Here is a 22,019-nt window from a genome sequence, read left to right on the forward strand (position 1 = left end):
GTGGTCAAACGGGGTCAGGCGGAGAGTTTGATCAGTTTTTCTTTGAAATCATCGGCGGGTTCCAGCCCCAGTTCCATGGTCGCCAGCAGTTCGCCCAGGCGGCGATGGAAGTCGCGCAGGGTATCTTCCAGTTTGGCGTTCACTTCATCATCCTTAATGTTTTGCGTCGTCCAGTTGCCTTCCTTGTCGAACAGGCCGAATTGGTACGAATAGGTGAAGCGCGCCTCTTCCGCCTGCAGCTCCATCCACCAGCCCCAGAACTCACGCTTCTCCGGAGCGGGCTTTACATTGACGCAGACGGCCAAACAATCAAAGAAAAACCGGTCGTTCTCACATTGCCCTTCACGCAGGTACGGCCCCAAGCTGGCAAAACGTTTCATTAGTCGGCTTTTAGGGTGACCACTCGGTAACGTCATTCTCTAACCTCCTCAATGTAGACCACTCTTTTTAACAAATTGTTAAAATTTAGCAACTAATTAACGCATTTTATCCTTCAGCCAACCGGACATCTGCAGCAACGCCCGGTGGAAGCTGTCGTAAACCGGGGTGCGCGGGATGGCGATCAGCTTGCCGCTCACCGAGGAGGTGACGATCAGCTGCGACTCTTCTTTCGGGCTGAGCGTATCGCGCTCCCAGTAGCCGGAGATCATCGGCGTCGGGCAACGGCGCCCCAGCAGCCCCTGCATTTTCAGCGAGTAGCTGTTCAGCTCCACCTTCAGCACGTTGTCCGAGGCGTTAGCCATGCCCATGCGGCTGGCCAGCACGTCCATATACATGTCCGGCACGTTCAGCTGGGTGCTGCTGTCGCACAGCAGGCGATGCACCACCGGCCCCAGGCAGGCTACGCCGCGCAGCCGCTGCGGCTCCAGGTAGGCCAATCGCACCGCCACGTTGGCGCCGAAGCGGAAGCCGAAGGCGCTCACCCGCTGATGATCCACCCACGGCACCGAGGCCAGCTGGATCAACACCTGCTGGTGCAGGTAGCTGGAGTCCTGCGTCAGCTTCCATTTGCAGGAAGAACCGATCGACGGCATGTCGAGCGTCAGCATGGCGATGCCGTGCGGCGCCAGGTAGTCGCGGAACAGGCGATGATAGTCGGTCTGCAGCGTATCGAGGCTGCCGCACATCAGCACCGTCGGGAACGGCGCTTCGCCCTTCTCCGGCATGTGCAGGAACCCGGTGACGCTGCCGCCGCCTTCGATGCGAAACTCCAGCTCTTTCAGCTGATACGGCAACAGCAGCGCCGCCTCTTCGTAAGCGCGGTTAGCCAGCAGCTCCGCCTGTTCGGCCAGCTCGTCGCCCTTCAGGTGCGGGTAACCGGCGATGCTGTACAGGCTCGCGGCCTTCAGCCAGTACTCGCCGCCGAGCAGCGGATCCTGCTGCTCCATAGCCCGCTGCTGCCACTGCATGCCCTGATGGATCCACTCGTAGATCCAGTTGCCGTTGCGGTAGCCCACCACGGTATCCAGCCGCTGCGGATTGCTGCGCTCGGCGTCGGAGGCGGCGATGCGCGCCAGCACTTCGTGGATTTCGATCGGGCTGACGCCGCGCCAGGCCCACAGCAGCGGGTTCAGCATGCGGTACCAGCTGCCGGTGGTGTCGCCTTCCAATGCGGAATGCATGGCGGCGCTGACTTTGTTGCGCGCGCGCAGCACCAGCGTCGAGGTTTCAGGGTGTTTGAATTTTGGCTTGAAAAGAATTTCAGAAAGGTTGGCCTGTGCCATGGTAACAACAGCCTCCGTAAATCTGGCGATAGGCCGCAACAGGCCTACTTAACTGGAGGTAGTGTACCTAACTCTGGCGGGATAAACCAAGATAACGCAAACGCCCGGCATAACCGGGCGTCAGGCGGCTGACAAAGAAGGAAAAAGCGTGGTTTTTCCTCCTTTGTGGTCAACGGCCGAAAATCAATAAATTGATTTTCCTTATTTTTTATATCTTGCCTTCGGTAAGCCTGACAACGCCATCACGTTTATCCTTAAACAAACGCCCGGCATAACCGGGCGTTGACTTGGAACTGGCTGGGCTTAGCGACCGCCGATAGGGGGAACGAAGCTGACGCCCATGTCCCACGGCTGTTCGATCCAGGTGTCCTGCGGGATGTCGATCACATAGTCGTCCACCAGCGGACGGCCCGCCGGCTTGGCGAAGATGGTGACGAAATGCGCTTTCGGATACATGTCGCGGATCGCTTTTGCGGTGCCGCCGGTATCCACCAGATCGTCCACCACGATGAAGCCTTCACCGTCGCCTTCGGCGCGCTTGAGCACTTTCATTTCGCGCTGGTTGTCATGGTCGTAGCTGGAAATGCAGACAGTATCCACATAGCGGATGCCCAGCTCGCGCGCCAGCAGGCCCGCCGGCACCAGGCCGCCGCGGCTGACGGCAATGATGCCCGTCCATTTGTCGGCAGGCAGCAGGCGGTGCGCCAGCTTGCGTGCATGTATTTGCAGCATATCCCAGGTAACAACGTATTTTTCGCTCATAGAATCGTGTCCCAGCCGGCTGGTGAAGCGGCTTACTTTATAGTTCAGGGGAAAAAAGGTTGCGCGAGATTATAGAGACTGGCCGCGTTGAATTCCAGCTGTACCGAGGAAAACCTCGTGATTTCCGCCGCGCAGCTTTCCGGTGATTGATGCTGAAAAAACGAACGTTCCCGCAGCGAAGCCGTGTGATCAAGCGCTTAAACCGCACAATACGGGGCGCGCACCGCCGGAAATAAAGTGATATTCTCTGATGATCGTGCCACGACGCACAGATGCCCACTCACCTTAACCGCGCGGCACGCCCGTCCTGTCGGAGCCTGCCGTCACAGGAGACTTATAGTGTCTGAATTGTCTCAGCTTTCGCCACAGCCGCTGTGGGATATTTTCGCCAAGATCTGTTCTATCCCACACCCTTCTTATCATGAAGAAGCGCTGGCGCAGCACATCCTCACCTGGGCCAAAGAGAAGAACCTGCACGCCGAGCGCGATCAGGTCGGCAATATCCTGCTGCGCAAACCGGCCACCAAAGGCATGGAAAACCGCAAGCCGGTCGCGCTGCAGGCGCACCTGGACATGGTGCCGCAAAAGAATAACGACACCGTGCACGACTTCGCCAAGGATCCGATCCAGCCTTATATCGCCGGCGAGTGGGTGAAAGCGCGCGGCACCACGCTGGGCGCCGACAACGGCATCGGCATGGCCTCCGCCCTAGCGGTGCTGGCCGACGACAGCGTTGAGCACGGCCCGCTGGAAGTGCTGCTGACCATGACCGAAGAAGCGGGGATGGACGGCGCCTTCGGGCTGCAGCCGAACTGGCTGCAGGCGGACATCCTGATCAATACCGATTCCGAAGAAGAAGGCGAAATCTACATGGGTTGCGCCGGCGGTATCGACTTCATCACCACCCTGCCGCTGCAGCGCGAAGCGGTGCCGGCCGGTTACCAAACCCTGAAGCTGACTCTCAAGGGCCTGAAAGGCGGCCATTCCGGCGCCGAGATCCACGTCGGGCTGGGCAACGCCAACAAACTGCTGGCGCGTTTCCTGTTCGCCCATGCGGAGGCGCTGAACCTGCGCGTGCTGGACCTGAACGGCGGCACCCTGCGCAACGCCATCCCGCGTGAAGCCTCCGCGGTGGTAGCGGTACCGGCGGAAAAAGCCGACGCGCTGAAAGCGCTGAGCCAAGAGTTCCTGGCCGTGCTGCAGAACGAACTCTCCGCCAAAGAGAAGAACATCACCGTGCTGCTGGAGCCGACCACCAGCGCTTCGCAGGCGCTGAGCGCCGACAGCCAGCAACGCTTCCTGGCGCTGCTGAACGGCACGCCGAACGGCGTGATCCGCATGAGCGACGCGGTGAAAGGCGTAGTGGAAACCTCGCTGAACGTCGGCGTGGTCACCACCAGCGAAAACGAAGCGGAAATCATCTGCCTGATCCGCTCTCTGATCGACAGCGGCAAAGATTACGTGGTCGAGATGCTGACCGCGCTGGGCCAGCTGGCCGGCGCCAAGGTAGCGCCGAAGGGCGGCTACCCGGGCTGGCAGCCGGACGCCGACTCGCCGGTGATGCACCTGGTGCGCGAGCTGTATCAGGAGCTGTTCAACAAGACGCCGAACATCATGGTGATCCACGCCGGCCTGGAATGCGGTCTGTTCAAAAAGCCGTATCCAAACATGGACATGGTATCGATCGGGCCAACCATCACCGGCCCGCACTCGCCGGATGAGCAGGTGCATATCGAAAGCGTCGGTCTGTACTGGAAGCTGCTGACCTCGCTGCTGAAAGCGATCCCTGAGCGCGCGTAATCTGCGCGCTTAACGCAAAAAGCCGGCGACTTGCCGGCTTTTTTATTCCCAAGGCAGCGCCAGCTGCCGCTCCAGCTGCGGATCGAGCAGCGTTACATGCAGCCCCACCAGCCGCACGCCGCGCCCTTCGCGCCGCTCGCGCCACGCCTGCCGCGCCACCTCCAGCAAATCCTGCCGGTTCAGTACCGGGAACACGTGCTCCTGGGTGGTTTGCTGAAAATCCTGAAACTTCAGCTTCACGCCCTGCCGGGCGATGTGCAGATCCGGCTTCACCTTACGCAGCCGCATCTCCAGCTCGGGGTAGAGTTTGTCGATAATCAGCGTTTCGCAGTCTTCCCAGTCGTGAATGTCCTCCGCCAGCGTGCGCTCCACGCCCACCGATTTACGCAGCCGCTCCGCCGAGATTTCGCGCCGATCGATGCCCTGACACCGCTCCCACAGCACCCGGCCGAACTTGCCGAAGCGCTTGAGCAGCTGCGCCAAATCGTATTGCTGCACGTCGGCGCAGGTGATAAGCCCCACGTCCTCCAACCGCTTGGCGGTCACCTTGCCGACGCCGGGGATTTTGCTGAGCGGCAGTTGCTGCAAAAACGCCGGCACCTGCGCCGGCGTGATCACGTATTGCCCATTCGGCTTGTTTATCTCGGAGGCGATTTTGGCGAGAAACTTGATCGGCGCGACGCCGGCCGACGCGGTCAGGTTCAGCTCATCGGCAATCGCCTGACGGATCTCCTGGGCGATCAGCGTCGCCGAGCCGTTGCATTGCGGGCTGTCGGTCACGTCGAGATAGGCTTCATCGAGCGACAGTGGCTCGATCAACGGAGTATAGCGGGCGAAGATTTCACGGATGTGCAGCGAAGCCTCTTTGTAGGCCGCCATGCGCCCCGGCAGCAGGGTGAGATGCGGGCACAGCTTGAGCGCCATCGCCGTGGACATGGCGCTGTGTACGCCGTAGCGCCGCGCCGGGTAGTTGGCGGTGCTGATCACCCCGCGCCGATCGGCGCTGCCGCCAATCGCCAGCGGGATATCGCGCAGGCTGGGATCGTCGCGCATTTCCACCGCCGCGAAGAAGCAGTCCATATCGACATGAATGATTTTACGCATCGCACCCTCCAGTAACACTGTATAAGTATACAGCCAGATACCGAAAGCTCAAGGCCGCAGGCTTCGATGAAAGCACCGTTTCCGCCAGATATTTCCGTGTTGTTAAAAAAGCTTAATTTTTCAATAGTATGATTTCCGCCATCCCGTGCAGCTCACCACAACGATAACGACAAGGTACCCTACATGATCAGATTTTCTTATTTGCTGCTGACTTCCGCGCTGTCGCTGAGCGCGCTGGCAGCCAGCGCCGCCGCCGGTCACGCGCCGGCGATCGTCGCCCATCGCGGCGGCACCGCCGATGCGCCGGAGAACACCCGCATCGCCATCGAAACCGCGCTGAAAAACGGTGCCGACGCCATTTGGATCACCCTGCAAGCATCCAAAGACGGCGTCATCGTGCTGTATCGCCCCTCGGATCTGAAGGCGCTGACCAACCGGCAGGGCCCGGTCTCTGCCTATACCGCCGCGCAATTGGCCGAGACCGATGCCGGCTGGGCCTTCGCCAAAGGCGATACGCATCCTTTCCGCGGCCAGGGCATCGGCATTCCGCGGCTGGACGAGGTGCTAAAGGCGTTTCCGCACGTCACCTTCTATCTGGACATCAAATCCCCGGACGCCGATCCGGCGCAGTTTGGCCAGGCGCTGCTGGCGACGCTGGAAAGCACCGACAGCCTGAACCGCACCCGCGTTTACTCTACCGATGCCAAATACCTGCAGGCGCTGCCGCCGGCCATCCCGCGCTTCGAAAGCCGCGACGAAACCCGCACGCTGCTGGCCAACGTCACCATGGCGCACCAGTGCGATGTCAAACCTGACAACCGACAGCCGCGCTGGTATGGGCTGGAGCTGAAGCGTGAGGTGGAAGTGGTAGAGAAGTACACCCTCGGCGAAGGGCGCTCGAAGGCGTTTCTGACCTGGGATAAAGAATCGATGGACTGTTTCCGCTCGCAGGGCCCGGCGCACATCATTCTGTTCGGCGTCAACACGCCGCAGGAATATCAGCAGGCGCTGGCGCTGGGCGCCGACGGCGTGATGGTCAACTCGCCGGCCGAGGCGAAAAGCTTCCGCAAGGCGAAATAAATAACCGGCTACGGCATAAGGCGGTTCGACATCCCACCTCATGCCCTTATGGCTTTCAACATCCGTTAGTGAGCAGGAACTACCTGGATGATGCCATTTTCATTGCGAACACTAAACCCAGCGCCGAATAGCCGGGCGGCAGGCTCAAGACCTTTATTTCGTTTATCCGGCGACAACAGCGTCACCGATACCCCATAAGACTTCCCGTCTTCGAATTTATAATTATCGTCGGGAATACACGTAGCTGCGGTGACCGCAGGCATCTCGTTATCCGTGAAGTGCTTGCCGAAGATAGCGTTGGCGTTGCCGATTTCTTCGATAATAACGCCGGCCAACCGCTCGTCCCCTTCAGGTTGAACCCGCACACAGACGTGGTTATCAACGACAGTGGCGTTGGCCAAGTAGTTTTCTGGCCTCGGATCGTTCATGTGCATGCAGCCGGCGAGCAGCAAAGCCAGAGTTCCAACCAAAATAATGCGGTTCATCCTGTTACCTCTGCTTAAGAAACTGAGAAAGCGTATATTCGTATTTTCTGGCGATCGTTTTATCCGTTACGCCCTGAAAATTCACGCCATTGTTAATCGCGCCCAGCCAGATAGTGTAACCATACTTCTTCAGGAACCAATAATCAGCGATGATAGAAGCTTGCTGTTCCATAGAGTAGTTATGCAACAGCTGTTTACCATCGAGTCGATATTTGTATTCAGCAGCCCAACTCAATAAACCTCGGGTTCTCACCCACATACCTTTTTGGTGCTGCCAGACATGGCTCATTTCGTGGATAAATACATGCTGGAAACCTGCAGCGGCCGTGGAAAAATCAGCCTTATACAAAGCTTGTCTAAACCAGACTTCTCCGTTGGGCGCCATCGCCGTTCTGCTGGCTTGCAATCCAAACGGCAGATAGCTATCGCAGTGGACAAACACCTTCTCATAGAAAACTGACCTGCCAAACACGGAACGGGCCAAATTAATTTCACCCACCGTTAACGCCCGTTTTATCCCTTCTTGTTGCTGTCCCATCCTGGAACTCCCTAAATCCAAAAGAAACCTAATAAGACGATATTTCAACCAACCGAGTCAACGAGCTAACCAACTGAGAGGCAACAGAAAAATCCGGATGTTTTTAAAATGAGAGCTGTATCAACCTTAAGACCTAAAGCTTGATAAGAACAAAATAGAGGATGTACATTTTTCCTATCAAATAAAAAACCCGGCCAAGGCCGGGTTTTCGCTTCGCTACAGAATGCGGTGCTTGTCCAACTGCTCGCGCCGCTGTGCCGCTTTGGCTTCGCGCTTTTTGCGCGCATCGCACGGCTCCGGGCAGTCGCAGACTTTCTCCATGCCCAGCGCGGTGATGCCGCCGCAGCTGCCCTGCAGGCTTTTGCGTTTGAACACGTAACCCAGCGACATGCCGCCGACGATCAGCAGAAACAACACGAAGGTAGCGGCGAATACCGTCAACATAGCAACCTCACGAACGCTTTTTCAGATAGGGTTTGAACGCGTCCGAATAACGCTCCTCAAACCCGTCGGCGGTTTTCACGATCATGAACACCGGGATACCGAGCAGGTTGGCCAGCGCCATGCCGCGCTCCGGCCCCATCACGTTCAGGCCGGTGGACAGGCCGTCGGCGGTCATGCAGGTCGGGCTCAGCACGGTGATCGACACCAGCCGATGATGGATCGGCCGCCCGGTGACCGGATCGATGGTGTGCGAATAGCGCACCCCGTCCTGCTCGAAGTAGTTGCGATAGTCACCCGAGGTGGCGATCGACATCTCCCCGGGTTGGATCACCAGCTGCGCCTGCTGCTGCGTACCGGCGGTCGGGCGCTCGATGGCGATGCGCCACGGCTTTTGTTCGCCGTTATGCCCGCGCGTGCGCACCTCGCCGCCGATATCCACCATGTAGTTCTTCACATGCCGGGACTGCAGATATTCCGCCACCACGTCCACGCCATACCCTTTGGCGATCGACGACAGATCGACGTACAGCTCAGGGATGCTTTTCACCAGCGCGCTGCCCTGCACCGACAGTTTGTCGGCGCCGGTCCAGGCGCGGCGGTGCGTCAGCTCCGCCTCGCTCGGCACTTTGTCCGGCCGCCCTTCCGGGCCGAAACCCCATAGGTTGACCAGCGGCCCGACGGTCACGTCCAGCGCGCCATCGGTGACGCGGTTGATGCGCAGCGCTTCGCGCACCACTTCGGCGGTGGCCGGCGAAACCGGGAACGGCCGGTCAATGTCGCGGCTGGCGTTGAAGCGGCTCAGCTCGGAATCCGGCCGGTAGGTGGACATCTGATCGTTCACCTGTTCCAGCCGTTTGTCGATCTCCGCCTGCATCTCGCGCGCCGACGGCGTATCGTCGCCGGTCACGTAACGGATCGAATACGAGGTGCCCATGGTTTTACCCGTCAGATCCACCTGTTCCGGCCCGCAGCCGGTCAGCAGCAGGGTGGCGCTCAGCGCCACGCCCGTCAGCCAGTTCTTCGTCGCCAATGCGCGCAATTTAGCCACCAAAGTCATCCAGCATGATATTTTCGTCTTCGACGCCCAGATCTTTGAGCATCTTGATCACCGCGGCGTTCATCATCGGCGGCCCGCACATGTAAAACTCGCAGTCTTCCGGCGCCGGGTGGTTCTTCAGGTAGTTCTCCAGCAGAACATTATGGATAAAGCCGGTGTAGCCGGTCCAGTTATCTTCCGGCTGCGGATCCGACAGCGCCACGTGCCAGGTGAAGTTTTCGTTCTCCGCCTGCAGCTGGTTGAAGTCGTCTTCATAGAACATCTCGCGCAGCGAACGCGCGCCGTACCAGAAAGTGATCTTGCGCTTCGAGTTCAGACGCTTGAGCTGATCGAAGATGTGCGAGCGCATCGGCGCCATGCCCGCGCCGCCGCCGATAAAGATCATTTCGGCGTCGGTGTCCTTGGCGAAGAACTCGCCGAACGGCCCGGAGATGGTCACCTTGTCGCCCGGCTTCAGCGACCAGATATAGGAAGACATGATGCCCGGCGGCACGTCCGGATTGTTCGGCGGCGGCGTGGCGATACGCACGTTGAGCATGATGATGCCCTTTTCTTCCGGGTAGTTGGCCATCGAGTAGGCGCGCACCGTGGTGTCGTTCACCGTCGAGCGGTAGCGGAACAGGTTGAACTTGTCCCAATCGCCGCGATACTCCTGCGGCACGTCGAAGTCGGCGTAGCTGATGTCGTGCGCCGGCGCTTCGATCTGGATGAAACCGCCCGCGCGGAACGGCACGTCTTCCCCATCGGGGATCTTCAGCTTCAGCTCTTTGATAAAGGTGGCTTTGTTATCGTTGGAGATAACTTCGCATTCCCATTTCTTCACGCCGAAGATCTCTTCCGGCAGCTCGATCTTCAGGTTCTGCTTCACGTTCACCTGGCACGCCAGGCGGCAACCCTCTTTCGCTTCGCGCTTGTTGATGTGCGAGAGCTCGGTCGGCAGGATATCGCCGCCGCCCTCTTTGATCACCACCCGGCACTGGCCGCAGGAGCCGCCGCCGCCGCAGGCCGAGGAGACGAAGATCCCCTGGCTGGAGAGCACGTTGAGCAGCTTGTCGCCCGCCGGCGCATGGAAGCTCTTATCCAGATCGCCGTTGATTTCCACCGCGATGTCGCCGGTGTTCACCAGCTTCGATTTGGCGAACAGGATCAGCAACACCAGCACCATCACGATGGCGGTGAACATCGCTACGCCTAAAATAATTTCCATAAATTCTTCCCGCCTTTACAACTGAACACCGGAGAAGGACATGAAGCCCAGCGCCATCAGTCCGGTGGTGATAAAGGTAATGCCCAGACCGCGCAGCCCTGCCGGCACGTTGGCATACTTGAGTTTTTCGCGGATCCCCGCCATGGCGACGATCGCCAGCATCCAGCCGGTGCCGGAACCGATGCCGTACACCACCGATTCGGCGAAGTTGTAGTCGCGCTGCACCATGAAGGACACGCCGCCGAAGATGGCGCAGTTCACGGTGATGAGCGGCAGGAAGATGCCGAGCGCGTTATACAGCGACGGGAAGAAGCGATCGAGGATCATCTCCAGAATCTGCACCAGCGCCGCGATCACGCCGATGAAGGTGATGAAGTTGAGGAAGCTCAGATCGACGCCTTCCACCAGCGCGCCATCCCGCAGGATCAGGTTGTAGACCAGGTTGTTCACCGGCACCGAAATGCCGAGCACGATGGTCACCGCGATGCCCAGGCCAAAGGCGGTCGAGACCTTCTTCGAGACCGCCAGGAAGGTACACATCCCGAGGAAGAACGCCAGCGCCATGTTCTCGACGAACACCGCGCGCACAAACAGGCTGATATAGTGTTCCATCGGCCTTTACTCCTTTTCGATCTGCGCCGGCTTCAGGGTGCGCAGCACCCAGATCAGCAGGCCGATGATGAAGAACGCGCTCGGCGCCAGCAGGAATAGGCCGTTCGGCTGATACCAGCCGCCGTTCTGCACCGTTTCCAGCACCGGAACGCCGAACAGCTTGCCGGAGCCGATCAGCTCGCGCAGGAAACCGACCAGCACCAGGATCACCCCGTAGCCCAGCCCGTTGCCGATGCCGTCCATAAAGCTCTCGATCGGCGGCGACTTCATGGCGTAGGCCTCGGCGCGCCCCATCACGATGCAGTTGGTGATGATAAGGCCAACGAACACCGACAGCTGCTTGGAGATCTCGAACGCATAGGCGCGCAGCAGCTGATCGACCACGATCACCAGCGAGGCGATGATCGCCATCTGCACGATGATGCGCACGCTGTTGGGAATATGGTGACGGATCAGCGAGATGAAGAAGCTGGAGAACGCGGTCACCAGCGTCACCGCAATGGTCATCACCACCGCCGTCTCCAGCTTGGTGGTCACCGCCAGCGCCGAACAAACGCCCAGCACCTGCAGGGCAATCGGGTTATTGTCGAACAGCGGCCCCAGCAGGACCCGCTTTATCTCTTTGGAATCAGCCATTTTTCAGCGCTCCTTCACGAACTTTTTTCAGGAACGGGCCGAAGCCGTGCTCGCCCAACCAGAAATCAAACGTATGCTGCACGCCGTTGGAGGTCAGCGTGGCGCCGGACAGGCCATCCACCCCGTGCACATCCCCCTGACGCGCGCCGCCTTTCACCACGCGGATCGCCGGCTGGCCGTTGTCGTCGAACAGCTGCTTGCCGACCCACTGCTGGCGCCAGGACGGGTTCTCGACCTCACCGCCCAGCCCCGGGGTTTCCCCCTGGTCGTAGTAAGTGATGCCCTTGACCGTGTTGCCGTCGTTATCCAGCGCCACGAAGGCGTACATCATCGACCACAGGCCGGTGCCGTATACCGGCAGCACAATCTTGTTCACCTGGCCGCTTTCATCGCGCACCAGGTAGATTTCCGCCTGGTTGCTGCGGCGCTTGATGCCGGCCGGATCGTCGCCCGCCGCCAGCGCCACGCTTTTGGCGTCGTCGCGCAGCGCGGCGCCCAGATCGAACGCCGCCGCTTTGCCGGCGACAAACTCGCCGCTGTTCAGATCCACCAGGCGCGGTTCGATGCGCTCGCTGTACAGGCGCTTGACCTGCTCGCTCTCCATTTTCGGCTGCAACAGGCCGGCTACGTCGAGAATATTGCGCTGCTTATCGAGCAGCTTTTGCTCCTGCTGTTTGGACTTCAGGCCGACGGCGGAGCCCGCCACCACCACTGAACACACCAGACACAGCAGCAGCACTACCAGCAGCGTTTTACCGATGCCGTCATTTTTCGCTTCATTCGCCACGGGCTTTTCTCCGCTTGATGTTGGCCTGCACCACCAGGTAATCGAACAGCGGCGCGAACAGGTTGGCGAACAGGATCGCCAGCATCATGCCTTCCGGATAGGCGGGGTTGACTACCCTAATCAGCACGCACATCACGCCGATCAGAATGCCGTACCACCATTTCCCCTTATTGGTGAAGGAGGCGGAAACCGGGTCGGTCGCCATAAAGATCATGCCGAAGGCGAAGCCGCCCAGCACCAGATGCCAGTACCACGGCATGGCGAACATCGGGTTGGTGTCCGAACCGATGGCATTGAACAACAGGGCGGAAGCCACCATGCCGAGCATTACGCCGGCGACGATGCGCCAGGAGGCCACGCGGCCGAACAGGATAATCGCCCCGCCGATCAGGATCATCAGCGTGGACACCTCACCGATCGAGCCGGGAATGTTGCCGAGGAAAGCGTCCATCCAGCTGATGGACTGGCCGGTGGCGACGTTGCTCAGGCCGTGCGCCCCGCCCGCGCTCCACTGCGCCAGCGGCGTCGCGCCGGAGAAACCGTCTGCGGAAGTCCACACCAGATCGCCGGAGATCTGCGCCGGATAGGCGAAGAACAGGAAGGCGCGGCCGGCCAGCGCCGGGTTGAGGAAGTTGCGCCCGGTGCCGCCGAAGATCTCTTTGGCCACCACCACGCCGAAGGTGATGCCCAGCGCGGCCTGCCACAGCGGCAGGGTCGGCGGCACGATCAGCGCGAACAGGATGGACGTGACGAAGAAGCCTTCGTTGACCTCATGCTTGCGGATAATGGCGAACAGCACTTCCCAGAAGCCGCCGACGACGAACACCACGGCGTAGATCGGCAGGAAGTAACAGGCGCCCAGCACCATCTTGCTGACCCAGCCGGCGTCGGCCGCCAGCGAGGCGCCGAGCCACTGCGCCAGGCGATAATGCCAGTCGCCCGCCAGCACCTGTTGCAGCGCGTCGCCGCTGTACAGATGGTGCAGCGCCGGGATCGCCTGCTGGCCGACGTTGTACATGCCCCAGAACATCGCCGGGAACACCGCCAGCCACACCAGGATCATCATGCGTTTCAAATCGATGGCGTCGCGCACGTGCGAAGCGCCGCGCGTCACCGTGCCGGGGGTATAAAACACCGTGGTGGTCGCTTCATACAGCGGGTACCACTTTTCCAGTTTGCCGCCCGGCGTGAAGTGATGCTCTATCTTCTCGAAATAATTCTTCAGGCCCATCGGTTATCCTTCCTGCTCAATCTTGGTCAGCACCTCGCGCAGCACCGGCGCGTACTCATACTTGCCGGGGCAAACGAAGGTGCACAGCGCCAGATCTTCCTCGTCCAGCTCCAGACAACCCAGCGCCTGCGCGCTGTCGCTGTCGCCCGCCAGCAGATCGCGCAGCAGCAGCGTCGGCAAAATATCCAGCGGCATCACCCGCTCGTAGTTGCCGATCGGCACCATGGCGCGCTCGCCGCCGTTGGTGGTGGTCGAGAAGGCGAACAGTTTGTTCTTCAGGAAATGGCCCAGCGTGGTGCGGGTAATGGAGAACTTGTTCGGCGACGGCACGATCCAGCCGAACAGCTCTTTGTCGCGCCCTTCTTCCAGCACCGACACCTGCGAGTGGAAACGGCCCAGCCAGGCGTTCGGCCCGGCTGCGTGCATGCCGTTCAGCACCGAACCGGAGATCACCCGGTTCTCGCCCTCTTTCAGGCGGCCGGCGGTCAGCTCATCGAGGCTGGCTCCCAGACGAGTGCGCAGCAGCGCCGGCTGCGTCACCTGCGGCCCGGCCAGCGCCACGACCCGGCGGGTGTCGAGCTTGCCGGTGGTGAACAGGGTGCCGATGGCGATCGTGTCCTGGTAGCCGATGTGCCAAACGGTTTTCTTCAGGCTGACCGGTTCGAGGAAGTGAATGTGGGTGCCCGCCAGCCCGGCGGGATGCGGGCCGGCAAATTCACTGTAGGCGATCTGCGGGCCGCTCTGCTGGCCAACCGAAGCGCCGGCGGCATGGCACACGTGCACCTTGCCCGCCGTCAGGCGCGCCAACACCACCAGCCCGGCGTTGAACGCCGCCTGCTGCTCGGCGATGATCACCTGCGGATCGGCGGCCAACGGCTGGGTGTCCATGGCGGTGACGAAAATGGCGCGCGGTTCGCTGCCGGGAGCCGGCGTCTTGCTGAACGGGCGGGTGCGCAGCGCGGTCCACAGGCCGCTAGCGATCAGTTCGCTCTCGACCTGCTCGCGCGGCAGCTGGGCCAGTTCACCCAGCGGGTAGTGCGCGAACTCGAGCTGATCGTTGCCGCCGTTTTCCAGCGCAATCACCACCGATTGCAATACGCGCCGCTCGCCGCGGTTAATCGCGGCGATGCGGCCGCTGGCGGGAGCCGTGAAGAAAACCCCGGGGTTTTTCTTGTCTTCGAACAACGCCTGGCCTTTCTTAACGGTATCGCCTTCCTGCACCAGCATGGAGGGGCGCATTCCGACATACTCTTCCCCAAGCAGGGCGACATGCTGAATGTTCGGGCCGTCTTGGATCGCCTGAACCGGAGCCCCGGCTATCGGCAGATCTAACCCTTTTCTGATCTTAATCATAGGATTTATACGATGTAGTTTGGTTTACACGTCTGACCGGCCCCAGAGGCGGGTGCGGACGATGCCAGGATTGCCGGGCAGTGCGCATGGCGGCACGCCCAACATGAACTTTCTCGCAGTGAATATATGGGGTAACGCGCATTCCCTTGATTCCCCCCTTTCCGTTGTTTGCGTGATAATCGATGTGTTAACGGCCTGTAGCCAAATAACCACCAAAACGGCCGGGTTATATGCCATAACCCCTGCCGCTTCAATCGCTACCGCGCGTTAAATTGAAGAGGGAATATTAACATTGTTCGCAACATTGTTCTGCGTTCCGTCGTGACTTGGGTCAAGCAAACGCAATTAAATTTCGCCTGTTTTTCACTACTTATCGTTAAAATCTGCCGGTCATTTCACTTTTATCGAGCTTTGTCGTTTTTTTATACATATCACGTATTGCTAAAAATAAACGCGCTGGTAATCTGGCGGTGTTTTGCAGCAGTAAAAACAATAATCAGTGGCATGCTGGCCAGGTTGATTGCGCCGGCAGATAAATATAAGCAGGAATTATAATGAGCAAAATCGCGCTGTTGTTTGCGATGCTTGTTTCTATGCCGATGATCACGGCCTGCAGCGCCAGCGAGCAGGTACCCGAAGCGCCGGTAGTTAAACAGCAATTATTGGGTTCGCCGGTCTATATTCAGATCTTCAAAGAGGAACGCAAGCTGGAATTGTATGCCAGAATGGGCAATGAATTCCGCCTGGTCAACACGTTCCCGATCTGTAATTTCTCCGGCGGGCTGGGTCCTAAACGTCGTGAAGGCGACTTTAAAAGTCCTGAAGGCTTTTATAGCGTTGACGCGCGCCATCTGAAACCCGACAGCAAGTATTATCGGGCGATCAATATCGGTTTCCCTAACGATTACGATAAGTCGCAGGGCTATTCCGGCGCTTATCTGATGATCCACGGCGAATGTAAATCGATCGGCTGTTACGCGATGACCAACACCTATATGGATGAGATCTATCGCTACGTCGAAGCCGCCTTCGCCTATGGCCAAAGCCGCGTCGACATCAGCATCTACCCGTTCCGCATGACCGAACAGAACCTGAAACGCCATGCGTCATCCAGCTATATCGCCTTCTGGCGCCAGCTGAAGCCGGGCTACGATTACTTCGCGAAGAACCGCCAACCGCCGACAATGGGCGTGGTCAATGGCCAGTACGTCTTGGGTCAACCGCTGATGAGCAGCGGCGGCATGATGACGCAGTACGCGTCAGCCAGCCCGACGCCCAACACCAACCCCTTCGCTCAGAACAAGCCGCTCACCGAAGTGAAATAACGCGAACTCGCCTGGCTCAATCTTGTGCCAGGTTTCGTTGGCGGTCAGCGGTTGGGTGGCGATCACCGTGACCACATCGTTCGGTGTGGTCTGTTGCTGAAAATCAATCTCCACGTCCTGATCAAGCAGCGTCGCCTTGCCGAACGGCGCGCGGCGCGTGATCCAATACAGGTTGGTGGAGCAATAGGCCATCACGAAGCGCCCGTCCGACAACAGCATATTGAATACCCCTTTCTTGCGCAGCTGGCTCGCCAACAGGCCAATGTAGCGGAATACCGCCGGCCACTGGCTCGGGGTGCGCGGATATTTCAGCGCCAGCTGGTGCAGCAGCCAGCAGAACGCATATTCGCTGTCGGTCTGGCCGACCGGGCGGAACGTGCCGGTATCCAGCTGGCGATAGCCTTTCAATTGGCCGTTGTGCGCGTAGGTCCAGTTGCGGCCCCACAGTTCACGGGTGAACGGATGGGTGTTTTCCAACGCCACTTCGCCGCGGTTGGCCTGGCGAATATGGGACACCACCGCGCAAGACTTGATCGGGTAGTCCTGCACCAGGCGGGCGATCGGCGAGTTGAAGCTCGGCTGCGGATCCTTGAATGTACGGCAGCCGTTCCCTTCATAGAAGGTAATGCCCCAACCATCCTTATGCGGCCCGGTGCGGCCGCCGCGCTGTACCAGGCCGGTAAAGCTGAAGCAGATATCGGTCGGTACGTTTGCGCTCATCCCGAGCAGTTCACACATCGCCAGCACTCCTTAACCACACTGACACAGGCTGTGCGGGCGCGGCATATATGCGGCGCCCGCAGTCTTATTCATGGGGAGCTGCAGCCCCCCGAAGGCTATTACGCCTTAACCATCTCTTTTTCGATCAGCTGAATCAAGATGTGAATCGCTTTAATGTGGATCTCCTGGATGCGATCGGCGTAGCCGAAGTGCGGCACGCGAATTTCCACATCGGCGGAACCCGCCATCTTGCCGCCGTCCTTGCCGGTCAGGGTGATCACTTTCATCCCCTTGGCGCGCGCCGCGTCGATGGCCTTGATGATGTTGCCGGAGTTGCCGGAGGTGGAAATGCCCAGCAGCACGTCGCCTTCGCGGCCCACCGCTTCCACATAGCGCGAGAACACATACTCATAGCCGAAGTCGTTGCTGACGCAGGACAGGTGGCTCACGTCCGAGATGGCAATCGCCGGGTAGCCCGGGCGGTTTTCGCGGTAGCGGCCGGTCAGCTCTTCGGCGAAGTGCATCGCGTCGCAATGGGAACCGCCGTTGCCGCAGGAAATCACTTTACCGCCGGCTTTGAAGGAATCCGCCAGCAGCACCGCCGCGCGTTGGATGGCGTCGATGTTGGCGTCGTCATTGATAAATTTCGCCAGGGTATCAGCCGCTTCGTTCAGTTCACTGCGAATAAGGTCGTGGTACATGAGGAACCTCTTGTTATCGTCAAATCTTCCGCTCCGCAGTGTACCGGATCGCGGAAACAGCGAGAAGCATTCTCAGCCAAACAGCGCGCCGGTTAAGGAAGCGGAGAGGTTTTTGATGATTGGTGCTGTCAGTTTGTGACCTGAGTTGTAATTAAACTGTAAACGCATTGATAAAAATTCTGCCTTGTACTAAAACCTATTACATACACACAACAGGTCAGACCTCTTACTACTTCGGAGCTTCTTATGATGGTTCTTAGTATTGTCGTTTTACTGGCGCTCCTCGGCGTGGTGTTCTACCACCGAGTGAACCTTACCCTCAGCAGCCTGATCCTGGTGGCGTACACCGCCGCCATGGGCGCGATCGGCCTGTGGAGCTTCTGGCTGTTGCTGCCGCTGGCGATCGTGCTGCTGCCGCTGAACCTTTCCTCTGTGCGTCGCTCTCTGCTCTCCGCGCCGGCGCTGCGCGCCTTCCGCAAGGTGATGCCGCCGATGTCCACCACCGAGAAGGAAGCGATCGACGCGGGCACTACCTGGTGGGAAGGCGATCTGTTCCGCGGTGCGCCGGACTGGAACAAACTGCACAGCTACCCGAAACCACGCCTGACGGAAGAAGAGCAGGCGTTTATCGACGGCCCGGTGGAAGAAGCCTGCCGCATGGCCAACGACTTCCAGATCACCCATGAACTGGCCGATCTGCCGCCTGAACTCTGGGCGTACCTGAAAGAACACCGTTTCTTCGCGATGATCATCAAGAAAGAGTACGGCGGCCTGGAATTCTCCCCTTACGCTCAGGCGATGGTGCTGCAAAAACTGGCCGGCGTTTCCGGCATCCTGGCGATCACCGTCGGCGTGCCAAACTCCCTCGGCCCGGGCGAACTGCTGCAGCATTACGGTACCGAAGAACAGAAAAACCACTACCTGCCGGGCCTGGCGCGCGGCGACGAGATCCCTTGCTTCGCGCTGACCAGCCCGGAAGCGGGTTCCGATGCCGGCGCGATCCCGGACGTGGGCACCGTGTGCATGGGCGAATGGCAAGGCAAGCAGGTGCTGGGCATGCGCCTGACCTGGAACAAGCGCTACATCACGCTGGCGCCGGTCGCCACCGTGCTGGGCCTGGCGTTCAAACTGCATGACCCGAACCGCCTGCTGAGCGACAACGAATCCCCGGGCATCACCTGTGCGCTGATCCCGACCAGCACGCCGGGCGTGGAAATCGGCAACCGCCACTTCCCGCTGAACGTGCCGTTCCAGAACGGCCCGACCCGCGGCACCGACGTGTTCGTGCCGATCGATTACATCATCGGCGGGCCGAAAATGGCCGGCCAGGGCTGGCGCATGCTGGTTGAATGCCTGTCGGTCGGTCGCGGCATCACCCTGCCGTCCAACTCCACCGGCAGCCTGAAATCCATCGCCCTGGCGACCGGCGCCTACGCGCACATTCGCCGTCAGTTCAAGATCTCCATCGGCAAGATGGAAGGGATCGAAGAGCCGTTGGCGCGCATCGCCGGCAACACCTATGTGATGGACGCCGCCGCTTCGCTAATCACCTACGCGCTGGTGCAGGGCGAGAAACCGGCCGTGCTGTCGGCCATCGTCAAATACCACTGTACGCACCGCGGCCAGCAGTCGATCGTTGACGCCATGGACATCGCCGGCGGTAAAGGCATCATGCTGGGCGAATCCAACTTCCTAGCGCGCGCTTATCAGGGCGCACCGATCGCCATCACGGTGGAAGGCGCGAACATCCTGACCCGCACCATGATGATCTTCGGTCAGGGCGCGATCCGCTGCCATCCTTATGTGCTGGATGAAATGGCGGCGGCGCAGAACAACGATCTGAACGCCTTCGATAAATCGCTGTTCGGCCACCTGGGCCACGTCGGCAGCAACAAGGTACGCAGCTTCTGGCTGGGCCTGACCAACGGCCGCACCAGTGCCACGCCGACCAAGGACGCGACCCGTCGTTACTATCAGCAGTTGAACCGCCTGAGCGCCAACCTGGCGTTGCTGTCGGACGTTTCCATGGGCGTGCTGGGCGGCAGCCTGAAGCGCCGCGAGCGCATCTCCGCTCGCCTGGGGGATATCCTCAGCCAGATGTACCTGGCTTCCGCCGTGCTGAAACGCTTTGACGACGAAGGCCGTCAGAAAGAAGATCTGCCGCTGGTGCATTGGGGCGTGCAAGACAGCCTGCATAAAGCCGAACAGGCGCTGGATGATCTGCTGCGCAACTTCCCGAACCGCTTTATCGCCGGCGCGCTGCGCTTCGTGGTCTTCCCGTTCGGCCGCGTGCATACCGCACCGTCCGATCGCCTGGATCATCAGCTGGCCAAGATCCTGCAGGTGCCTTCCGCCACCCGCAGCCGTCTGGGGCGCGGCCAGTACCTGACGCCGAGCGAGCATAACCCAATCGGCCTGCTGGAAGCGGCGCTAGCCGACGTGATGGCCGCCGAGCCAATTCACGAACGCCTGTGCAAGGCGGTCGGCAAAAACCTGCCGTTCACCCGTCTGGATCGTTTGGCGGAGCGCGCGCTGGAAGAAGGCAAGATCAGCGCCGACGAGGCGAAGATCCTGGTGAAAGCCGAAGAGAGCCGCCTGCGCTCCATCAACGTGGACGACTTTGCGCCGGATGCGTTGGCGGCCGCCAAGCCGGAAAAGCCGGCGGCGCAGTCTAAGCGCCAGCAGCAGACCGAAGCGGCTTAACGTTCACTTCACGCATCCAAGGGGCGATCATCATCGCCCCTTTTTCTTTTGCTTTCATGACAAACTGCGCACCGCGCCGCAGGTTGGCGCAGCGGCGGATTTAACGGGAAGGAAGTTCGGGTAGACTGCGCAGCGGGTGCTCTGGATCTTTCTGTCCGGCGCCTTGGCAAAGGAGAGAAAGAGAAAGGCCCCGAGTCGATATTATCAACCCGAGGCCACTCTGATGCCCAGCAACATCAGGTTAGCCTCTTACCCGCCGCAAGGCAAGGATAGGGAGGTCAAAAATGCAGCAAAAACGGGTCGTGCTTAAGCTGGTGATCGTCTGTATGACGCTGATCGCGTTCATCTGGTTAACCCGCGGTTCGCTGTGCGAACTGCGCATCAGGTTGGGAGACTCGGAGGTTGCGGCCACTTTGGCTTACGAATCCGAACGGTAAGGCAACCCAACGGCGGGGTTCGCCCCGCCCGTTGGCTGATGGTGTCGGGCAGGATCCACGAGCACCCGCCTTTTCAGCCTTGCTGACGAATGCGCGCCAACAGCGCGTCGATATGCTCGATCTGCGGCGCATTGACGATCAGCGTGCGCCCCAAACCCAGCGCATGACGCTGACAGCCGAGGCGCATGTCGGCGTCGGCGATGCTGTCCAGATCGGCGACGTGCGCCAGGCCGATGGTGCGCCGAATCAGCTCGGTGCCGCAGTACCCTACCGCATCAGTCCAGATCTGCTGCAGGAACTGCTCGGCGTAACCCGGCGTCGCCAGCGCCGCATCGCGGCTTTGCTGATGGCACAGCGCCAGGAAACGATCGGCAAAGATCAGCCACAGTTCGCGCACATCCTGCAGACGCTGCTCGCGCCCGGCGGCGGCGTCGCGCGGCCCGAACAGCCCAGGCTGGCCGCAATAGTTGAGCAGCAGATTGCCTAACGCAGTGCCGACATCGAAACCGATCGGGCCGTAGAAACCGAATTCAGCGTCGATCGCTTTCAATCGCCCTTCCGCCACGAAAATTGAACCGCTGTGGATATCCCCGTGCAACAACGCCTCCGCCTTGCTGAGAAAGCGGTGTTTCAGGCCGGCGACCGCCAGCTTCAGCGGCGCATCCTCACGCAGCGCCTGCACCTGCGGCAACAGCGCCGCCTCGAACTGATTGCGCTCATGGTCGATATAGGGATCGGTAAAGAACAGATCTTCGGTGATCTGGCACAGCTCGGGGTTGGTGAAGCGGCTGACTTCCGCTTTTTTCTGCTGCGCCGACTGATAAAAATCGGAGGTGTGGAACAGCGTCTGCGCCAGGTATTCCGCCAGCTGACCGGCCGCCAGCGGATGATAGTTCCCCTGCACCAGTTCGCTGCGCCAGATGCGATGATCGGAGAGATCTTCTTGCACCATCACCGCCAACTCGGGATCGTGGTACAGGACTTTTACCGTATGTCGCGGGCAGAAACCGCCGTGGATCAACAGCGTTTCCGCTTCGATGCGCGCCCGATCCAGCGTCAGCGGCCAGGATTCGCCCACGCAGCGCACGTATGGCAACGCCTGTTTGACGATCACCCGGCTCACGCCTTCGCGATCGCGGATCTTGAACACCAGGTTCAGGTTGCCGTCGCCGATCTCGTCAGCGCTGACCAGCGCCTGCGGTTCGGCCACCTGCCCATATTGGCGGGCGTATTCAACGGCATCGGCAGCCGTAAACGTACGATAAAGCGACATTCCCCAACCCCTCTGTTCTCTCTCGCTGCCCCCAGCGATT

The 22,019-nt window shown here is 60.0% G+C and carries 22 protein-coding genes; 5 read left to right on the top strand and 17 right to left on the bottom strand.

Features of this window, described 5'->3' with window-relative positions:
- Window positions 1–14: 14 nt before the first annotated feature.
- The 3 genes from crl to gpt all read right to left on the bottom strand — a co-directional run bounded on the left by crl (window position 15) and on the right by gpt (window position 2,486).
- Complete coding sequence (gene crl / locus L085_RS23850) at window positions 15–416, bottom strand: sigma factor-binding protein Crl (RefSeq protein ID WP_033651027.1); 402 nt, start codon at window positions 414–416, stop codon at window positions 15–17.
- Between the two features lie 60 nt (window positions 417–476).
- Window positions 477–1,724, bottom strand: coding sequence for an esterase FrsA (gene frsA / locus L085_RS23855; protein ID WP_044031883.1), 1,248 nt, complete (start codon window positions 1,722–1,724; stop codon window positions 477–479).
- Between the two features lie 303 nt (window positions 1,725–2,027).
- Window positions 2,028–2,486: a xanthine phosphoribosyltransferase gene (gene gpt / locus L085_RS23860; protein ID WP_004930253.1), complete on the bottom strand. Its 459-nt coding sequence runs from the start codon at window positions 2,484–2,486 to the stop codon at window positions 2,028–2,030.
- 339 nt (window positions 2,487–2,825) lie between these two features.
- Here gpt and pepD point away from each other — a divergent pair, with 339 nt between their 5' ends.
- Window positions 2,826–4,286, top strand: a complete 1,461-nt coding sequence (gene pepD / locus L085_RS23865) for a beta-Ala-His dipeptidase (protein WP_042783741.1) — start codon at window positions 2,826–2,828, stop codon at window positions 4,284–4,286.
- 42 nt (window positions 4,287–4,328) lie between these two features.
- Here pepD and dinB read toward each other — a convergent pair whose 3' ends face one another.
- Window positions 4,329–5,390, bottom strand: coding sequence for a DNA polymerase IV (dinB, locus tag L085_RS23870; protein WP_044031884.1), 1,062 nt, complete (start codon window positions 5,388–5,390; stop codon window positions 4,329–4,331).
- A 183-nt stretch (window positions 5,391–5,573) separates the two neighbouring features.
- On the opposite strand from dinB, the gene L085_RS23875 reads away from it, so the two are divergent.
- The gene (locus tag L085_RS23875; protein ID WP_044031885.1) at window positions 5,574–6,470 is read left to right on the top strand and encodes a glycerophosphodiester phosphodiesterase family protein; all 897 of its coding nucleotides are present in this window, start codon (window positions 5,574–5,576) and stop codon (window positions 6,468–6,470) included.
- A gap of 65 nt (window positions 6,471–6,535) precedes the next feature.
- Here the strand turns inward: L085_RS23875 and L085_RS23880 are convergent, their stop codons facing one another.
- The 10 genes from L085_RS23880 to L085_RS23925 form a co-directional block, all read right to left on the bottom strand.
- Window positions 6,536–6,955: a putative T6SS immunity periplasmic lipoprotein gene (locus tag L085_RS23880; RefSeq protein ID WP_044031886.1), complete on the bottom strand. Its 420-nt coding sequence runs from the start codon at window positions 6,953–6,955 to the stop codon at window positions 6,536–6,538.
- 4 nt (window positions 6,956–6,959) lie between these two features.
- Complete coding sequence (locus L085_RS23885) at window positions 6,960–7,493, bottom strand: hypothetical protein (protein WP_044031887.1); 534 nt, start codon at window positions 7,491–7,493, stop codon at window positions 6,960–6,962.
- A 216-nt stretch (window positions 7,494–7,709) separates the two neighbouring features.
- Window positions 7,710–7,937 (bottom strand): (Na+)-NQR maturation NqrM, encoded by a 228-nt coding sequence (nqrM, locus tag L085_RS23890; protein WP_004930244.1) that lies wholly within the window; start codon window positions 7,935–7,937, stop codon window positions 7,710–7,712.
- A gap of 7 nt (window positions 7,938–7,944) precedes the next feature.
- A complete protein-coding gene (locus L085_RS23895; protein ID WP_044031888.1) occupies window positions 7,945–8,994 on the bottom strand; it encodes an FAD:protein FMN transferase in 1,050 nt (349 codons plus the stop codon).
- On the bottom strand, window positions 8,978–10,201 hold the full coding sequence (gene nqrF / locus L085_RS23900) for an NADH:ubiquinone reductase (Na(+)-transporting) subunit F (RefSeq protein ID WP_033634097.1): 1,224 nt from the start codon (window positions 10,199–10,201) through the stop codon (window positions 8,978–8,980). The genes L085_RS23895 and nqrF overlap by 17 nt, the downstream gene beginning before the upstream one ends.
- A gap of 15 nt (window positions 10,202–10,216) precedes the next feature.
- Window positions 10,217–10,813 (bottom strand): NADH:ubiquinone reductase (Na(+)-transporting) subunit E, encoded by a 597-nt coding sequence (gene nqrE, locus L085_RS23905; RefSeq protein WP_015376732.1) that lies wholly within the window; start codon window positions 10,811–10,813, stop codon window positions 10,217–10,219.
- 6 nt (window positions 10,814–10,819) lie between these two features.
- Complete coding sequence (locus L085_RS23910; RefSeq protein WP_004930232.1) at window positions 10,820–11,449, bottom strand: NADH:ubiquinone reductase (Na(+)-transporting) subunit D; 630 nt, start codon at window positions 11,447–11,449, stop codon at window positions 10,820–10,822.
- Window positions 11,442–12,236 carry a Na(+)-translocating NADH-quinone reductase subunit C gene (locus L085_RS23915; protein WP_015376731.1) on the bottom strand — a complete coding sequence of 265 codons (795 nt, stop codon included), beginning with the start codon at window positions 12,234–12,236 and terminating at the stop codon, window positions 11,442–11,444. The genes L085_RS23910 and L085_RS23915 overlap by 8 nt, the downstream gene beginning before the upstream one ends.
- The gene (locus L085_RS23920) at window positions 12,226–13,467 is read right to left on the bottom strand and encodes an NADH:ubiquinone reductase (Na(+)-transporting) subunit B (protein WP_044031889.1); all 1,242 of its coding nucleotides are present in this window, start codon (window positions 13,465–13,467) and stop codon (window positions 12,226–12,228) included. Before L085_RS23920 ends, L085_RS23915 begins: the two co-directional genes overlap by 11 nt.
- Window positions 13,468–13,470: 3 nt before the next feature.
- Complete coding sequence (locus L085_RS23925; RefSeq protein ID WP_044031890.1) at window positions 13,471–14,820, bottom strand: Na(+)-translocating NADH-quinone reductase subunit A; 1,350 nt, start codon at window positions 14,818–14,820, stop codon at window positions 13,471–13,473.
- Between the two features lie 554 nt (window positions 14,821–15,374).
- Here L085_RS23925 and dpaA point away from each other — a divergent pair.
- Window positions 15,375–16,145, top strand: a complete 771-nt coding sequence (gene dpaA / locus L085_RS23930; protein ID WP_004930225.1) for a peptidoglycan meso-diaminopimelic acid protein amidase — start codon at window positions 15,375–15,377, stop codon at window positions 16,143–16,145.
- Here dpaA and L085_RS23935 read toward each other — a convergent pair.
- Together L085_RS23935 and lpcA are read right to left on the bottom strand one after the other, a co-directional pair.
- Window positions 16,080–16,883, bottom strand: coding sequence for a class II glutamine amidotransferase (locus tag L085_RS23935; protein ID WP_004930222.1), 804 nt, complete (start codon window positions 16,881–16,883; stop codon window positions 16,080–16,082). The two genes, dpaA and L085_RS23935, sit on opposite strands and share 66 nt — an antisense overlap.
- 101 nt (window positions 16,884–16,984) lie before the next feature.
- Window positions 16,985–17,566: a D-sedoheptulose 7-phosphate isomerase gene (gene lpcA, locus L085_RS23940; RefSeq protein ID WP_004930220.1), complete on the bottom strand. Its 582-nt coding sequence runs from the start codon at window positions 17,564–17,566 to the stop codon at window positions 16,985–16,987.
- A 246-nt stretch (window positions 17,567–17,812) separates the two neighbouring features.
- On the opposite strand from lpcA, the gene fadE reads away from it, so the two are divergent.
- Together fadE and L085_RS23950 are read left to right on the top strand one after the other, a co-directional pair.
- The gene (fadE, locus tag L085_RS23945) at window positions 17,813–20,269 is read left to right on the top strand and encodes an acyl-CoA dehydrogenase FadE (protein WP_044031891.1); all 2,457 of its coding nucleotides are present in this window, start codon (window positions 17,813–17,815) and stop codon (window positions 20,267–20,269) included.
- A 284-nt stretch (window positions 20,270–20,553) separates the two neighbouring features.
- A complete protein-coding gene (locus tag L085_RS23950) occupies window positions 20,554–20,706 on the top strand; it encodes a Hok/Gef family protein (protein ID WP_004930217.1) in 153 nt (50 codons plus the stop codon).
- A gap of 73 nt (window positions 20,707–20,779) precedes the next feature.
- Here L085_RS23950 and mtnK read toward each other — a convergent pair whose 3' ends face one another.
- Complete coding sequence (mtnK, locus tag L085_RS23955) at window positions 20,780–21,979, bottom strand: S-methyl-5-thioribose kinase (RefSeq protein ID WP_044031892.1); 1,200 nt, start codon at window positions 21,977–21,979, stop codon at window positions 20,780–20,782.
- Window positions 21,980–22,019: the final 40 nt, after the last annotated feature.

The organism is Serratia sp. FS14 (assembly GCF_000695995.1).
Lineage (GTDB): Bacteria > Pseudomonadota > Gammaproteobacteria > Enterobacterales > Enterobacteriaceae > Serratia > Serratia nematodiphila.

Bases quoted from the DNA above. Each gene is read 5' to 3' on its own strand.
- fadE (WP_044031891.1), top strand. From the start codon at position 17,813: ATGATGGTTCTTAGTATTGTCGTTTTACTGGCGCTCCTCGGCGTGGTG.
- mtnK (WP_044031892.1), bottom strand. From the start codon at position 21,979: ATGTCGCTTTATCGTACGTTTACGGCTGCCGATGCCGTTGAATACGCC.
- L085_RS23875 (WP_044031885.1), top strand. From the start codon at position 5,574: ATGATCAGATTTTCTTATTTGCTGCTGACTTCCGCGCTGTCGCTGAGC.
- dinB (WP_044031884.1), bottom strand. From the start codon at position 5,390: ATGCGTAAAATCATTCATGTCGATATGGACTGCTTCTTCGCGGCGGTG.
- L085_RS23950 (WP_004930217.1), top strand. From the start codon at position 20,554: ATGCAGCAAAAACGGGTCGTGCTTAAGCTGGTGATCGTCTGTATGACG.
- crl (WP_033651027.1), bottom strand. From the start codon at position 416: ATGACGTTACCGAGTGGTCACCCTAAAAGCCGACTAATGAAACGTTTT.
- nqrE (WP_015376732.1), bottom strand. From the start codon at position 10,813: ATGGAACACTATATCAGCCTGTTTGTGCGCGCGGTGTTCGTCGAGAAC.
- frsA (WP_044031883.1), bottom strand. From the start codon at position 1,724: ATGGCACAGGCCAACCTTTCTGAAATTCTTTTCAAGCCAAAATTCAAA.
- L085_RS23925 (WP_044031890.1), bottom strand. From the start codon at position 14,820: ATGATTAAGATCAGAAAAGGGTTAGATCTGCCGATAGCCGGGGCTCCG.
- L085_RS23935 (WP_004930222.1), bottom strand. From the start codon at position 16,883: ATGTGTGAACTGCTCGGGATGAGCGCAAACGTACCGACCGATATCTGC.
- nqrF (WP_033634097.1), bottom strand. From the start codon at position 10,201: ATGGAAATTATTTTAGGCGTAGCGATGTTCACCGCCATCGTGATGGTG.
- L085_RS23910 (WP_004930232.1), bottom strand. From the start codon at position 11,449: ATGGCTGATTCCAAAGAGATAAAGCGGGTCCTGCTGGGGCCGCTGTTC.
- L085_RS23895 (WP_044031888.1), bottom strand. From the start codon at position 8,994: ATGACTTTGGTGGCTAAATTGCGCGCATTGGCGACGAAGAACTGGCTG.
- L085_RS23885 (WP_044031887.1), bottom strand. From the start codon at position 7,493: ATGGGACAGCAACAAGAAGGGATAAAACGGGCGTTAACGGTGGGTGAA.
- nqrM (WP_004930244.1), bottom strand. From the start codon at position 7,937: ATGTTGACGGTATTCGCCGCTACCTTCGTGTTGTTTCTGCTGATCGTC.
- dpaA (WP_004930225.1), top strand. From the start codon at position 15,375: ATGAGCAAAATCGCGCTGTTGTTTGCGATGCTTGTTTCTATGCCGATG.
- L085_RS23920 (WP_044031889.1), bottom strand. From the start codon at position 13,467: ATGGGCCTGAAGAATTATTTCGAGAAGATAGAGCATCACTTCACGCCG.
- gpt (WP_004930253.1), bottom strand. From the start codon at position 2,486: ATGAGCGAAAAATACGTTGTTACCTGGGATATGCTGCAAATACATGCA.
- L085_RS23880 (WP_044031886.1), bottom strand. From the start codon at position 6,955: ATGAACCGCATTATTTTGGTTGGAACTCTGGCTTTGCTGCTCGCCGGC.
- lpcA (WP_004930220.1), bottom strand. From the start codon at position 17,566: ATGTACCACGACCTTATTCGCAGTGAACTGAACGAAGCGGCTGATACC.